Annotated in this window: 16 protein-coding genes; 10 read left to right on the top strand and 6 right to left on the bottom strand. The window is 37.7% G+C overall.

Annotation, left to right across the window (positions count from 1 at the left end; translation table 11 throughout):
• Positions 1-102 precede the first annotated feature (102 nt).
• From gltS to AC1M87_RS09995, 4 genes are all read left to right on the top strand, one after another.
• Positions 103-1,350: a sodium/glutamate symporter gene (gltS, locus tag AC1M87_RS10010; protein ID WP_481593646.1), complete on the top strand. Its 1,248-nt coding sequence runs from the start codon at positions 103-105 to the stop codon at positions 1,348-1,350.
• Positions 1,351-1,481: 131 nt separating this feature from the next.
• Positions 1,482-2,477 (top strand): patatin-like phospholipase family protein, encoded by a 996-nt coding sequence (locus tag AC1M87_RS10005; protein ID WP_481593607.1) that lies wholly within the window; start codon positions 1,482-1,484, stop codon positions 2,475-2,477.
• 153 nt (positions 2,478-2,630) lie between these two features.
• Positions 2,631-2,810 carry a hypothetical protein gene (locus AC1M87_RS10000; protein WP_035268348.1) on the top strand — a complete coding sequence of 60 codons (180 nt, stop codon included), beginning with the start codon at positions 2,631-2,633 and terminating at the stop codon, positions 2,808-2,810.
• Between the two features lie 170 nt (positions 2,811-2,980).
• Complete coding sequence (locus AC1M87_RS09995) at positions 2,981-3,496, top strand: acyl-CoA thioesterase (RefSeq protein ID WP_035268353.1); 516 nt, start codon at positions 2,981-2,983, stop codon at positions 3,494-3,496.
• A 32-nt stretch (positions 3,497-3,528) separates the two neighbouring features.
• Here AC1M87_RS09995 and AC1M87_RS09990 read toward each other — a convergent pair whose 3' ends face one another.
• Positions 3,529-3,753, bottom strand: coding sequence for a hypothetical protein (locus AC1M87_RS09990; RefSeq protein WP_180028077.1), 225 nt, complete (start codon positions 3,751-3,753; stop codon positions 3,529-3,531).
• Between the two features lie 351 nt (positions 3,754-4,104).
• Complete coding sequence (locus AC1M87_RS09985; protein ID WP_035268355.1) at positions 4,105-4,335, bottom strand: hypothetical protein; 231 nt, start codon at positions 4,333-4,335, stop codon at positions 4,105-4,107.
• A 581-nt stretch (positions 4,336-4,916) separates the two neighbouring features.
• Between AC1M87_RS09985 and AC1M87_RS09980 the strand changes: the two genes are divergently transcribed.
• The 4 genes from AC1M87_RS09980 to sbmA all read left to right on the top strand — a co-directional run bounded on the left by AC1M87_RS09980 (position 4,917) and on the right by sbmA (position 8,292).
• Positions 4,917-5,918, top strand: a complete 1,002-nt coding sequence (locus AC1M87_RS09980; RefSeq protein ID WP_481593606.1) for a CobW family GTP-binding protein — start codon at positions 4,917-4,919, stop codon at positions 5,916-5,918.
• Positions 5,919-6,019: 101 nt separating this feature from the next.
• On the top strand, positions 6,020-6,550 hold the full coding sequence (locus AC1M87_RS09975; RefSeq protein WP_481593645.1) for a YaeQ family protein: 531 nt from the start codon (positions 6,020-6,022) through the stop codon (positions 6,548-6,550).
• A 38-nt stretch (positions 6,551-6,588) separates the two neighbouring features.
• Positions 6,589-6,927: an FKBP-type peptidyl-prolyl cis-trans isomerase gene (locus AC1M87_RS09970; protein ID WP_035268363.1), complete on the top strand. Its 339-nt coding sequence runs from the start codon at positions 6,589-6,591 to the stop codon at positions 6,925-6,927.
• A gap of 165 nt (positions 6,928-7,092) precedes the next feature.
• Entirely contained in the window at positions 7,093-8,292 is a 1,200-nt protein-coding gene (gene sbmA / locus AC1M87_RS09965; protein ID WP_481589098.1) for a peptide antibiotic transporter SbmA, read from the top strand.
• Between the two features lie 70 nt (positions 8,293-8,362).
• Here sbmA and AC1M87_RS09960 read toward each other — a convergent pair whose 3' ends face one another.
• From AC1M87_RS09960 to salA, 3 genes are all read right to left on the bottom strand, one after another.
• Complete coding sequence (locus AC1M87_RS09960; protein ID WP_481593644.1) at positions 8,363-9,253, bottom strand: LysR family transcriptional regulator; 891 nt, start codon at positions 9,251-9,253, stop codon at positions 8,363-8,365.
• A 122-nt stretch (positions 9,254-9,375) separates the two neighbouring features.
• Positions 9,376-10,740 carry an aromatic acid/H+ symport family MFS transporter gene (locus AC1M87_RS09955; protein WP_481593605.1) on the bottom strand — a complete coding sequence of 455 codons (1,365 nt, stop codon included), beginning with the start codon at positions 10,738-10,740 and terminating at the stop codon, positions 9,376-9,378.
• A gap of 59 nt (positions 10,741-10,799) precedes the next feature.
• On the bottom strand, positions 10,800-12,107 hold the full coding sequence (gene salA, locus AC1M87_RS09950) for a salicylate 1-monooxygenase (protein WP_481593604.1): 1,308 nt from the start codon (positions 12,105-12,107) through the stop codon (positions 10,800-10,802).
• A 301-nt stretch (positions 12,108-12,408) separates the two neighbouring features.
• Between salA and AC1M87_RS09945 the strand changes: the two genes are divergently transcribed.
• Positions 12,409-12,894, top strand: a complete 486-nt coding sequence (locus AC1M87_RS09945) for a hypothetical protein (RefSeq protein WP_481593603.1) — start codon at positions 12,409-12,411, stop codon at positions 12,892-12,894.
• A gap of 137 nt (positions 12,895-13,031) precedes the next feature.
• Here AC1M87_RS09945 and AC1M87_RS09940 read toward each other — a convergent pair whose 3' ends face one another.
• Positions 13,032-13,931 carry an NADP-dependent oxidoreductase gene (locus AC1M87_RS09940; protein ID WP_481593602.1) on the bottom strand — a complete coding sequence of 300 codons (900 nt, stop codon included), beginning with the start codon at positions 13,929-13,931 and terminating at the stop codon, positions 13,032-13,034.
• 387 nt (positions 13,932-14,318) lie between these two features.
• On the opposite strand from AC1M87_RS09940, the gene AC1M87_RS09935 reads away from it, so the two are divergent.
• Positions 14,319-15,176 (top strand): putative phage abortive infection protein, encoded by an 858-nt coding sequence (locus AC1M87_RS09935; RefSeq protein WP_481593601.1) that lies wholly within the window; start codon positions 14,319-14,321, stop codon positions 15,174-15,176.
• Positions 15,177-15,200: the final 24 nt, after the last annotated feature.

The following is a 15,200-nucleotide window of genomic DNA, read 5'->3' as shown; positions in this document are numbered from 1 at the left end:
GGATATGTTTATTTTTGGATGTGAGATTCGAAATAAATCTTATTGATTAAAAAACAAGCATAATATGAATTAACAGTCATCTGTATTTGCTGAGAATTAATGATGGAATTTACTTTTAACGCTTTTTACACGTTAATTGCTGCAGTAATAGTTTTATTGCTTGGCCGTTTTCTTGTCAACAAAATCGACTTCTTAAAAAAATATAATATCCCAGAGCCTGTAGCTGGTGGTTTGGTTGCTGCCATAGTTTCGTTAATTGTTCACAATTTGTGGGGTTACAGCATTACCACGAGTAGTGAATTGCAAACCAGTTTCATGTTGGTGTTTTTTGCCTCGATTGGTTTGAGTGCAAACTTCGCCAAACTCAAAGAAGGTGGTATGGGACTGGTGATCTTCCTGATCTGTGTCGCATCATTTATTATCGTACAAAACTTTGTCGGTATGAGCCTTGCAACGTTACTTGGTATTGATCCACTTATTGGTTTAATTGCAGGTTCTATTACCTTAACGGGTGGTCATGGTACTGCTGGTGCATGGGGTGAGATTTTAGAAGTCGAGCATGGTATTCAAGGTGCTTTAGCACTGGGTATGGCAAGTGCGACATTTGGTTTGATTATTGGTGGTTTGATTGGTGGTCCATTAGCGAAATTATTGATTAATAAGCACCAGCTTTCATCACCAGTGACTAATTCGGTTGAAAAAGACACACGTGATGTGAATGCAATTGCAAATCCGAATGATCAAGGCGAGTTTGTGCCTTTTGAAAACCGTAATCAAGTTCGTTTAATCACTGCGGACAATGCGATTACCACATTAGGGTTATTTGCTGCGTGTTTGGCATTTGCTGAATTTATGACAGGTTATAGTAAAGGCACTTGGTTTGAGCTTCCAACTTTCGTTTGGGCATTAGGTGGTGGTGTTATCCTGCGTAACATCCTCGAAGGTCTCATGAAAGTGGAAATCTTCGATCGTGCAATTGATGTATTTGGTAATGCCTCTTTATCGTTATACCTAGCAATGGCACTTCTTTCACTTAAGTTGTGGCAATTGGCTGATCTTGCAGGCCCATTGGTTGTGATCTTAACAGCTCAAACCTTAACTATGGCATTGTACGCAGCATTTGTCACTTTCCGTGTGATGGGTAAAAACTACGATGCAGCAGTTCTTGCAGCAGGTCACTGTGGTTTCGGTATGGGAGCAACACCAACAGCAGTTGCAAACATGCAGGCGATTACAAATATGTATGGTCCTTCACATAAAGCATTCTTAATTGTACCTTTATGTGGCGCCTTCTTTGTTGACTTAATCAACGCAACAGTGATTCAGATGATTCTAAAATTCTTTGCTTAATCTGAAGATTTTTTAAGAAAGTGTCATTTACAAAAAGCCCCTCATCTGGGGCTTTTTGTCATAAAAAATTCATACAGACGACCTGTCAATGATATGCTTTCATTCAGTTTAGATTTTTAATTTCTGATGCAATGAAGAAGTTTGTACTCCTGATTTCCCTCTTACCTTTGATTGGCTTACAAGGCTGTCAACAGGTTGTAACCAAAGCTCAGCTTTCAAAATCAGTGTCTACTCCTTTGGTGGATGCTTCATCTCATATCATTAAAAATAAGCATAAGAAAACTGACGCTCCGAGTATTGCATTGGTGCTTGGGAGTGGGGGAGCGCGAGGCTATGCGCATATTGGCGTCATTGAAGTTTTAGAGCAACGTGGAATCAAGCCTGATTTTATTGTTGGTACCAGCGCAGGGAGTATAGTCGGGTCAATATATGCCAGTGGAAAATCAGCAAAATCGTTACGTGAAGTTGCATTAAATATGCAAGTCAATGATGTACGTGATTTTAACATTGGTATTCAAGGATTTTTTGATGGCGCTAAGGTTGAGAACTATGTCAATAAACAAGTGGACTTTATGCCCTTAGAACAGCTTCCTATTCCAATGTATGTGGTGGCAACAGAGTTAAAAAATGGAAATTTAACAGTATTTAACTATGGTAATACTGGCCAAGCAGTGAGAGCTTCTATCTCTATTCCAAGCATGTTTATTCCCGTAAAAATTGCTGATAAGGATTATGTTGATGGCGGTTTAGTGAGCCCTGTACCAGTCAATGTGGCGAGAGAATTAGGGGCAGATATTGTCATTGCTGTTGATATTTTAGCCCAGCCAGAGCACACGGAAACCTCGAATGTGTGGGGGATGTTTAATCAAAATATAAATATTATGCAAAATAAGATCGCGTATAACGAGCTAAAAAATGCAGATATTGTGATACAGCCAGATCTAAGAGAAAAAGCACATATCTTTGATGTTAAGGGTCGTGAAAATACGATTCAAGCAGGTATGACTGCAGCATTGAACAAAGTTAGTTTATTAGATCAGATACGTCATCGGACGATAGGACAATATGATGCTCATCAGTATCCTGCCCATGATGATAGTAAAAGAGCTGTTTGTTTAAATTGCTAAATTGAATCAGATCTTAATTGTCTCATAAAATATATATAAAAAATAAGTAAAATCATTGTTATAAATTGAATGATTGGTATATTGGGGTGATAAAAACGAGGGTTAGTACTTTATCTAACCCTTAAAAAGATGAAATATAAATTAAGGTGTAGTGTGTCAGTTTTTCAAGTTGGTCAAATTGTTTATTTAGCGTCAAATTCAGATATTACATTCGAAATAATACGAATTAACTATGATGAAACCTATGAAATTCAAGTCAAGAATCAAGCATCGTTAAAGTTAAAATACGATAATATTTCTGCTGAGATGCTTCGTTTAGTCAAAGATGAATAAATTTTAAGCAAATTTATCATAGCTTCTGAGAGTGAACGATTTCCTCTGATACTTTTAAGCTATCAAGCCTTGAAATTATTGGAGTTTGTTTCTGAATTAAACATTTTATAATCAAGAAAAAAGTTATAATAGTGTATTAAATCTCCTGTCATGATTGAGTTCTAATATTTATGTCCGAATTTAACCAAGCGTTACCGCTTGCAGATGATCAGTCTGAATTAACGATGTCTGTATTAATGACGCCGGATATGGCGAATTTCTCAGGTAATGTACATGGTGGAACAATTTTAAAGCTGCTTGACCAAGTTGCTTATGCGTGTGCAAGTCGATATTCAGGTTCTTATGTGGTAACTTTATCTGTTGATAAAGTGAACTTTAAAGAACCAATCCACGTGGGTGAGTTGGTGACTTTTTTAGCCAGTGTGAATCATGTGGGGCGTACCTCAATGGAAATTGGGATCCGCGTTGAAGCACAAAATATTCAAAAACGTACGGTACGACATACCAATAGTTGTTATTTCACAATGGTCGCTGTGGATGAACATGGGAAACCAAAACAAATTCCACCGCTAAACCTAGATAATGACTGGAAACGTTGTCGTTTTGAAGCTGCTGAGCATCGTAAAATTGCTCGTTTGAATGAAAATCATCATCCTTCTTGCAGCATATATAAGAAATCGGTTTAAGAAAAAAAGACTTCACATGGTGAAGTCTTTTTTTATGGATTTTGTAGCTTGGCGAGGGTATGTCCATCGACAATCATGTACCAGTTGCCTTGTGCATCCTTGTAGGGTTGACGAGTGACAATAAATTTCGTGTTGATAGGACCTAAACCTGTTTCAAATCCAGTATCTGAAAACTGTTTAATTGGAGCTGAAACGGCGGTTTTTTTACTGAGCTGATTGTTACTATATTCTATACGACCATTAGCAGTAATATTCAATTGAACACGACTGTCCGCGCTAATCCAATGTCCTACATAATCCAGTTTATCCTCTGGTAAAGGTTTGGAACATGCAATCAGCCATAGGCTGAGTATAACTATCCCAAGAAATTTCTTCATTTTCATGTCACGAGCTTAGAATTAAATTGGCTTTTTGGTTAAAATATGTGATTTATTTGTCATTTATATCGTTTGATAATAATTATGTATATGTGTTTATCGTAATTTATAGAGAATTATTCAAAAAAACAGGCATAAAAAAGTAGAGCTGTAGCAAAGCTCTACTTTAAATCAGATCAAGCCATCGGGGGAAGACTTGGTCTAAAATTCAGTCAATTTATTTTTGATTAATTACTGAGCAGGTTGAGCTACAGGAGCTTCAGTACCTTCTTCAGCTGCAACCTCTGTACCCGGTTGAGCAGCTGTTGGTTGACCAGCAGCAGTAGTTTCAGCATTCACTGGTTGTTCTTGAGAAGAAATCAACACTTCCTGTTTTTTTTCATCTTTTGCTTCTGTTGCAGCAAATGTTGAGAAAGCTGTGAAGGCAAGTGTAGTTGCTAATAAAGTTTTAACTAAATTCATGAGTGGCATCCTTATTCAATAAAATAAATTAGAATTTAATCTCATAAGCTTTCCGAGGAGAGAAGCGAATATGAAATTAAATCTAGATCATCGCGTAAAATGTTAAAAGCTGAATCGCCTCTAATACGGTTAGCGAGTCAACGAAATTCATCCTAAGTCCAGAAGCTCAATTGGGCAATCAATGCAACAAAGTGAAACACGATAGTTAACGCACGACTAACAAACCAAGGTTTAATGTAGTTTTTTTGTCTCAATGAGAGTCAATATGCCTCATAAAGTTGTCAAAAAATATGTCATGGTGAAGAAAAAAACAGCAATTTTTTTACTTAGTTTTACATTTGAAAAGGTTCGATTAGAAAATCAAAATTGAAGTTTTGAATTAAATTCAGAGTAATGATCTGTGAAATAGATTTACATATTTTCAATTTTGATTCAACAGTTCACTTATCCTATTTAATTCCAATCATTTAGTCTTTTGAATTCATGCATTCATATAAATTATGAGGAAAATTATCCTAGACTTGTTTTTTAGATAAATTCCGACAAGAATCCGTACACCTCTTCAAATTCAGAGATCCATTTTGAAAGTACTTGCAACTCAGTCAGTGCCTACACATATCATTACAGGTTTTTTAGGTGCAGGGAAAACCACGCTTTTACAACAACTTCTCAAATTTAAACCTAAAAATGAGCGATGGGCTGTATTGATGAATGAGTTTGGTCAAATTGGCGTTGATCAACAGTTATTGCCAAATGACGATGGCTATGAAATCAAAGAGCTATTGGGTGGATGTCTGTGTTGTACAAGTCAATTGCCAATGCAAATTGCATTGTCTCGGTTATTACAAGAATCCCAACCAGATCGACTATTTATAGAGCCGACAGGATTGGGTCATCCTGCACAGTTGGTTGAACAGTTGACTGAACCACATTGGCAATATCTAGTTGAGATGCGTTCTGTAGTAACAGTGATTGATGGATCTCGTTTACATGACTCAGATTGGATGAAGCAAAGCTTATATCAAGATCAGTTAAAAGCGGCTCAAGTCGTGGTTGTGTCCCATGCTACAGACATGAATGACATGGATCGAAAACAATTGGCTGATTTAAAACAACAATATTTAGCTTATATTCCACATTGGCTTGAAGCTGATCAAGGCAATATTCGCTTAGAACAAATTGATTATCCTTATGTAGGAATTCAGCGTTCAATGAAACCCTTATTCAAGGTTCAACGTCAGTTCAAAGCTGATGAGGAAATGCCAGCCGTAAAGCAACTGCCGTATCATTACGTAGAACAGGCTCAAGGGTATATTGTGGCAGGATGGAAGCTTCCAAAACGTTGGCAGTTTGATTTTTATGAATTATTAGACATCCTTTGTGAGCTAAAACACTGGGTACGTATTAAAGGCATCTTCAATACTAACCAAGGTTGGATGACATTCAATTTTAATCCTGATCAATTCAATTACAAATCAGGCGAAGAGAATATGGATAATCGGATTGAAGTGATAACCCAGCAGAATCAAGATTGGGAGCATTTAGAGCAATCAATTCTTAAGGCGCGAATCGATGATCAATAAAATCGTTAGACTATTCAACTAAGAATACAGACGGATTGAAAAGCATTTTCTCAATGTACGCTGAATCGGGTATGCTTAGCACCAAATTTGAGGATACCCTTATGGCGTTAAAAGCGACGATTTATAAAGCAGATTTAAACATAGCCAATATGGATGTTCATCAATATGGCGACTATCAGTTAACGATGGCTCTACATCCGTCGGAAACGATTGAACGTTTGATGGTTCGAGTATTGGCATATGCTCGTTTTGCAGATGAGCATTTAGAATTTACTAAAGATTTATTTGAAACTGATGAGCCAGCACTTTGGCAGAAAGATTTAACAGGTCAGTTGGAAAAGTGGATTGAAGTGGGTAGTCCAGACGAAGATAAAGTAAAAAAAGCGAGTGCGCGTTGTAAAGAAGTTGCGGTGGTCACTTATGGATCATCAGTGGATGAATGGTATAAGCGCAACAGTAAATTGAAAACATTGAAAAATGTGCAAATCTGGCAACTCAGTGAACAAACAACGACACAAATCCAAGCATTGTGCGAACGTACAATGCAACTGCAATTGAATGTGATGGATGGCGAGTGGACATTGATTTCTGATCAAGGTCAAGCTGAGATTGAGTGGACTCAATTACAGTAAGCTACTAAGATTTTAAAGATTAAATTTGGAGTAAGCACATGACGGCTGAATTAGAAATTATTGACTTGGTGGTAGGTGAAGGTAAAGAGGCTGTAAAAGGTGCTTTAATTACCACTCATTATACTGGTTGGTTGGAAGATGGTACGAAGTTTGATTCATCATTAGACCGTGGTAATTACTTTGAGACTGTGATTGGTACAGGTCGTGTCATTAAAGGCTGGGATCAAGGTATTATTGGAATGAAAGTTGGGGGTAAGCGTAAACTGATTGTGCCTGCACATTTGGCTTATGGTGAGCGTAAAATGGGGAATATTATCCCAGCCAATTCTAATCTAATCTTTGAAATTGAATTGTACGATGTAAAAACTCGCGATTAATGAAAGTCGATGAAAAGCCCTGCATTGCGGGGCTTTTTTATGTTACAACAATCCTGAGCGTGCAATAGATATAACAAAAAATTTCTAAAAAACGCACCGACTCAACAGAATTAGGATTACTATTCAAAAAATTCATTCAAACAAAATTAGGGATATAAGCGCTGAATGTTTAAGTCATTTTTTCCGAACCCAAAGTGGTTTTTTCTCTCTGTCGTCTTATGGTTTTTTATTAATCTCGCTTTATGGTTTTTTGCGGATGGAAAACAATGGGGCGAATATTTAGGTTTTCCTCAAGGTTATGCAGAAGCTGAACTTGCGATTAATATCAGTCGTTTTTGGTCACCGCAATTTTTGTGGTTCTATCTATGGTTCTTGGTGGCGACCGCCTTATTTGCACTGTTTTGGAAAATAAAATCAGACAATCCGTGGCAGCGTTGGTCGGTATGGGGCTCTGCATTTATCCTTTTTAATATTTGGTTAACGGTACAAGTCAGCGTTGCTGTGAATGCATGGTATGTACCATTTTGGGATTCTATTCAACAGATTTTAAATTCTGGTGGTGGTGAGGTGGATAAACTCTATGCGGAATCATGGACCTTTATCAGCTTGGCCAGTATTTCAGTGACATCAGGGGTCATCAGCGCTTTCTTTACCAGTCACTATATTTTTAGATGGCGTACAGCAATGAACGAATACTATGTTCAGCATTGGGAGAAATTGCGTCATATCGAAGGTGCTTCGCAACGTGTACAGGAAGACACCATGCGTTTTGCAACGATCGTTGAGGATTTAGGGGTCGAGTTAGTACGTGCAGTACTGATGTTAATTGCCTTTCTTCCTTTATTATTTGCATTGTCTGCGAAAGTGCCTGTTTTACCATTTATTGGTGAGTTGCAATATTCTTTAGTATGGGCTGCGATTGGATGGGCGGTATTTGGTACTGTCTTATTGATGGTGGTGGGTATGAAACTGCCAGGATTAGAATTTAATAATCAAAAAGTGGAAGCGGCATATCGTAAAGAGTTGGTGTACGGCGAAGACCATGAAAATCGTGCGCAACCTGCAACCTTAAAACAACTTTTTAAGAATATTCGTGCTAACTATTTTAAATTGTATTTCCATTATGCCTATTTCAACTTGTTTGCACGTTGGTATGGACAACTGGACAATCTCTATATGTTATTTGTGTTATTCCCCGCGATTGCAGCAGGCCTGTTGACACTGGGATTGATCCAACAAATTATGGGGGTATTCAATCGTGTTCGTGAGTCATTCCAATATTTGGTGAGTTCGTGGAAAACGATTATTGAGCTACTTTCTATCCGTAAACGTCTAAAAGCATTTGAATCTATTTTGGATAAGTAGTGTCCATCATGGATATAAATTATTAAAAAAAGGCTCGTATATACGAGCCTTTTTATGTCTGAGTGGGAACTTAGAGCGTGCTGAAAATATTTTTTAGAATCTTACAAAACCACTTACGTGCGTCTAAGTCATCCTTATGGTTATACCAGTTAACACTGACATTGAATGGGCGAACTTCAAAAGGGAGTTCAAAAATTTGTATATCCGTATGCTGCTGATAAACCTTCGCGGCTCTCGAAGGTAGTGTAACCAGAAGTTCTGAGTGTTTTACCACGTTCTGCAAAACACTGAAGTGGGGGACTTCAAGCATGATCTGACGAGAATGACCGAGTTCTTTTAAACGCTGATCAATTTCAATATGACCAGTACTCGATTTGATCGCAACATGTTTTTCCGATAAATACGCTTCCATGCTGAGCTTGTGCTGTATGCGCGGATGCTCTTTTTTAGCGATACAGACATAACGTTCCTCAAACAAATTTCGAGATTCAATTTTGGGCATAATGGTGTGACTGCTATTAAAAACGGCTACATCTAAAAAGCCTTCAACCAGCCATTCCTCTACTTTTTCTGAGTGAATTTCCTCAATTTCAAGTTTGATATGGGGAGCATGTTGTTCTAAATATTCAATCAGCGAGGGAAGTAAACAAATTTCTCCTAAATCAGAAATGCCTAAACGAAATACTTTTGAAGAGGTTAACGGGTCAAAATGCTTGGCAGAATCAATCGCCATATCAATTTTAACAATCGCTTCGTAAAAACTTGGATAAAGACTTTGTGCAAGCTTAGTGGGTTTAACACCAAACTTGTCACGTACAAAAAGCTGATCATTCAGCATTTTCCGCAGTCGATTTAAATTATAGGTGACGGAAGGTTGGCTGAGATTCAAACGCTCTGCGGCGTGACTGATATTTTGAGTTTGATAAATAATAATAAAAACTTTAATCAGACTTAAATCGATCAACTTTACATTCCTTGTAAATATTTAGAGACAGTCGCTATATCGAATAACCACTGTAACAAAAAAAGAGAGAGGTAACTCTCTCTTTTATTTTAATGACTTACATGTTATTGATGAATCATTTACTCATAAGCCACGTTTTTAACGCCGTTTGCTGCGCCTGCAATTTTTTTATTGCGCAGATGGATCGCAGTCACACTGATCACTGCAATCATACAAGGGATAGATAAGGCAATGAAATTATATTGCACCGGCAAATTAAGGCTGAGTAACCATCCACATAAGATCGGACCCAAGATCGCGCCTAAACGACCTACGCCAAGTGCCATACCTAGACCTGTCGCACGTATGTTAGATGAATAATATTGTGACATATAAGCCAATAATAAAATTTGTCCGCCAATCGATGCTGCACCTGCGATTGCTACACAGAAGTAAAGCACCATGGTTGGTAAGTTATAGCTTAACAAGAATAGGGAAAATGCGCCGCTAACAAACAAGGTGCAAAGAACTTTAGGTAAACTGAATTTATCAGCAAAAAAACCACCAAAGATTGCACCCAGCATACCACCAATATTGAGTGCAAATAGGAACACTAAACTGGTTGAGAGGTTGTAGCCTGCTTCCATCATCAGTTTAGGTAACCAGTTACCAAGCGCGTATACCAATACCAATGCCATAAAGACACTTGCCCAGAATAGAACAGTAGTTACACCACGACTTTCAGTAAATAAGTCTTTCACTGGTGATTTAGACGACTCTTGGTTTTTTTGATGCAGACTAATGCGCATATCAGAAGGGATTCTTAGATTTGTGTCAATTTGTTCTAAGATATGAGCAGCTTCTTTATGTTTATTTTGACGAACCAAATAATCGATGGATTCAGGCAATAACTTCCAAATGATTGGTAATAGAATGAGTGGAATACCTGCAATCATAAACATGATTTTCCAGCCAAATTGCGGTACTAGCCACATGCCTAAAATGGCAGAACACATTCCGCCGACAGCGTAACCACTAAACATCAATGACACTAAGGTGGAGCGTAAACGTTTAGGCGCATACTCTGTCATGAGTGTAATAACGTTCGGCATCACGCCACCTAGACCTAAGCCAGCAATAAAGCGATAGATTCCGAACTCTTGAGGATTGCTCGCTAAGCCACACATCACGGTAAAACCACTAAAAATGACAATACAAACTGCAATCAGTTTTTTTCGACTAAAACCATATTTTTCAAGTTTGTCACTCATACTGCCAAAAATGATGGCTCCAAACATCATGCCAAAGAGGGCAAGACTTCCTAAGAAGCCCGCCATCATTGGATCGATTGCCCATTCTTGCATCAGTTTAGGCAATGCCACACCGTAAATGACTAAATCATAGCCATCAAAAATAATAATCAATGCGCTGAGTAAGATGACTCGCCAGTGAATGGCTTTGAGTTTGGCATGATCAATAATTTCATTTGCATTTAACGTATTCATGGAGACCTCCCTGGTCAATGAATCGGTTGATAACAGTCCTGTTAATGTTTTTGCTTAATTTATATGGCTTCAGCCACGAGATGTTTCTCTATTGCTTGGCCTAAGCGTTGTTGTGCAAGTTCAACGTCTTTCTCTAAATCGTGTTGCCATAACCAATCAAAACGGTGTGCTAAATGTTGACCTACACTGTCAAAATCTGGATATAGCGGCGAATATAATTCGTAAATTTCACCAGATTCGCGTGACGTGTTTTGTACACGAATGGCACGCTCTTTACGCAGTTGCTCATAGACATGAGAGAGTTGTGCAAGATCTTCAGTGCAAATTTGCGCAGGGTGTTGTTCCAGATGTTTGAATAATGCAGAAAGAATTAAAGCATCTTCAAGACCTTGACCAGCACCAGCTCCTTGGTGTGGCAACATCGCATGTGCTGCATCACCAATCAAAATGACATTGTGTTCACTGTTCTGATAGGTCTTAAGTGGCTCAATCTCATGAAGGGCCCAGATGGTAGGTTTTTCAATTAAGTTCAGTAATGCGCGACAGCTCTCACTCCAATCCGCAAAATCAGCCAGCATTTCAGTTTTGGTTGTTGGTCGTGTCCAAGGAGTCCCTTCTGGCAGAGTTGTATTCTTGCGATCTGACTTAAAGGCAACAATATTGATTTCTTCACCTTTACGAATAGGGAAAGTTAAGATGTGTTTGTCTTTACCCAATAACATTTGTGGGACATCTGCAAGTTCAGGATCGTGTCCAAGTTCTGCAATAACCTGTTTAAAATCTAAATACTTGATAATGCCGCGATAAGCCCATGTTCCTGAAAATTGAGGATCGACTTTTGGAAGTTGATGCGATGCCAATACATGATCACGCACAACAGAATGAATACCATCACAACCAATCACGTAATCAGCTTCAACCACTTCACCATCTTGGAAAGTTAAACGAACACCAGCGCTTGAAGCTTCAACAGATTGTACACGTTTATTGAAATGTGCATTTTGTGAAGGAACGAATGGAATAAGTGCATCTAGAAAATCAGCACGATGCACAGAAGATTGACCGACTTTAGGTGCGATCGAAGCTGATAGGTATTCATCGGTATAGCCATTACGCCATTGGAACCAGATATCTTGATAAGGCGCAGCAACTGTATCCGCAATGGCGTGATATTCTTCACCCAAGCCTAGAAGCTCAATTGCTTTGACAGCATTGGCACCAAATGAAATGCCTGCGCCAATTTCTGAAAATTGTGCTGCTGACTCATATAAATGCACATCAAATTTTTTATTTTTTACCAGGTTGGTCATTAAAGCTAATCCAGCAATACCACCACCAATGAGCGCAATCTTAATTCTTCTTTCCATGATTCAATTCCGAGTTTTTTGCCCTGAATAAGATCATTACTGATTTTTAACTACTTATCCAATTTATATATTTTGGTGAAAACTATTTAAAAAATTGATAGTTTGAAATTCACGTCTATTCCCACTGGTTTTGAAGCTTTATTGATGATCATTGATGTGCGTGATTTAGCAAATTTACTACCTAAATTTTCATGTGCTTACTTGTTTTACAGTGTATCTGTAGGGAAATACGTTCTGAATGTGATACAACAAAAATGATAATGACAACGATGAAAATTGAGTTTAAGTGATGACATTAAAAATGAATAAAACTGCTTTACGTACACTGTGTGCATCGGCTTTGATCATGGGCTTATCGACATTTTCAAATGCGGGAGCAGCTGTAGATCAATTGAGTGATTGTTTGGTCAAGTCGACGACCGCTGCTGATAAAACGACAGTATTACAGTGGACATATTCAGCACTGTCTACTCATCCTGATTTAAAAGGCTTTAGTAATGTCAGTGCTGAGCAACGTACGGCATTGGATCAAAAGTTAGCGCAAGTCTTGCAACGTGTGATCGTAGAGCAATGTTCAACACAGACTAAAGCGGTGATTCAAGCTGAGGGTATTCAAGCTGTTGGTGAAAGTTTCCAAGCATTGGGTCGTAGTGCAGGCGAAGAAATCATTAAAAACCCTGAAGTGAATAATCAGCTGAAAGGGGTGGTGCGTTATATTGATTTAAATAAATTGGTGACAACATTCCTCACCCCAGATATTTGGAACAAGCTTGGGATCACTCGCTAATCTCTTATTTTAATAAATGGTAATTAAATAAATAAGTTATCGATTGATGAATGTAGGGTGGCGTTACTCAACATCATAATTCAAACTAGAGAAAAGGCAGGATGATATCCTGCCTTTTCACATTGTACGCATAGAAACTATTTGAATAACAGTACGCTTTTACCTTGCGTATGACCCTCTAAAATGTCTCGATAGGCTTGCTGTGCTTCTGTAAAAGGATATTCACGACTGACTGTCCAATTGAAGCTGTTATTTGCAACGCCTTCAACCACGTGTTTTAAATTGGAAACATTACGTTTAACCCATACTGCTTGAATTTTAGCAGATGAGAGTTTGCGTCCTGCAATCGTGCCCATAAATCCGCCATTTTTCACTGTTGCCAATGAAGCTTGAGTGGCATCTTCGTTACCTGCCATATCAATCGAAGCATCAAATTGATCTGGATGGACTTGTTTCAGACGCTCAATCAATCCTTCGCCGTACACGACAGGAATTGCCCCTAAACTGCTGATATAGTCTTGGTTTTTTGCTGATGCTGTTGCCACAACTGTAATGCCACGACTCACTGCCAATTGAATGGTGATTGAACCCACACCGCCTGATCCTCCGTGTACCAATAAGCTTTGCATTGGACCAATTTCATCTAAAATGGTCATGGCAGTTTGAGCTGCTCCTGCAATCGAGCCTGCAATCGACCATTCTAGATTTTTCGGTTTTGCGACTAAATTGGCGAGAGGAACGTCTATCACGGTTGCATGGGTAAATGCTCCACCTGAACCCAGCACTTCGTCACCGACTTTCCATGCACTGTTTTCAGCTACTTCTACGATTACACCTGCAAACTCGGTTCCGAAAGTTTGTGGGAGTTGTGCATGTTTGAATTCACCTGTCATGCGACGTGCATCAATCGGGTTAATCCCTGCGGCTTTGACTTGAATACGTGCCATTTCAGTGTTTAATGGTGGGAGGGCGTAGTCTGTAAATTCGAGGACTTCGGGTTGTCCGTAGCTTTGTGCGTTGAGTACTGTTGATTTCATGATTTGTTTCATTCTTCTTGATGATGAAATCAGTATAGAAGAGTGAAAGCAGGCAAATGAAGATCGAAAAATAGAACAGTGTTTTCTTTATTTTTTTGTTTTACCTCTCCCTTGCGAACTCAAAATATATTTTGAGGATTCTCATCACTTGCGCTTCGATTTAAAAGCAATGCTTTAAATATTGCTCAAGAGAGGGAACACCGCGTATCAAAATAATTACATGACACTCCCTCTCCCAATGGGATGAGCTGCACTGTTGCGCAAGAGGATCAGGGTTCTAAATATATGTTCTAAGTCTGCTCTATTATTAAAAGTTCTATTTAAGGAGATATTTCCCTTTTTTATAAAGTATAATTTTGATATTAAAAGATATTTGTTGAATTTAGTATGAAGGATTTAAAAATATTTTTAGGCGTAATTGGAGTACTAATTGCATTAGGAACATTTTTTTACTTTGCAAAACTTTATTATTTTTTTTACCAAGATGTAATCAAAACAGAAAATTCAATTTTAAGACATCAATTACCTCTTTTATTACCTAATGCTAAAGACGACTATGTTTCAACTTGGGGAGCATTTGGAGATTTTGTTGGTGGCACATTAAATCCAATTATTGGTTTCATTAGTATAATTCTGTTATTTGCTACATGGTTTGTGACATATCAAACATTAAAAGTAAGTCGTAAAGAATTAAGCAAAAGTACAGAAGCACTAGAAGATAATGCCAATACTCAAAAAGAAATTCAGAAAACTCAAAAATTACAACAATTTGATAATTTATTTTGTAGTTTATTACAGAACTTTCAATATCTTAATGTTTTTTACTCTCAGCATAATGAGCATAGAGAAGTTTATAGAAAATTATTTATAGAAATAGAAAGTGGTAATTTTAATTGGGAGAAACAATATAAGTTCATAAATTATTTTCGTTCCTTGGAAAATCTACTAAATTTTATTCAAGTAAAATTAAAGGAGATTAACTTGGAAAATGAAGAGAGAGACCAAAGAATCAACTTTTATACTGAAGTGGTAATAGCAGTAATTCCTCAGGAAATACTTCAAATGGCTGCAATTTATAGCTTAGAAAAATCAAAACTTAAGCAATTAATTGAAGAGCTTGGATTTCTTAGAAATATGCCTTATCAATATTTTTTTGACCTAGATACTGATACAATTCAAGACTATAAAAAGAATATAAAATTGATTGAGGAATGTAAGAAGATTAGTAAAACTGCATTTCAATAGAAACTATCATTTTATTAGATTAAA

The organism is Acinetobacter sp. 24-47-62 (genome assembly GCF_056779765.1).
Note: the sequence above shows the minus strand (reverse complement) of the source record. Positions and strands in the feature narration are given on the sequence as shown.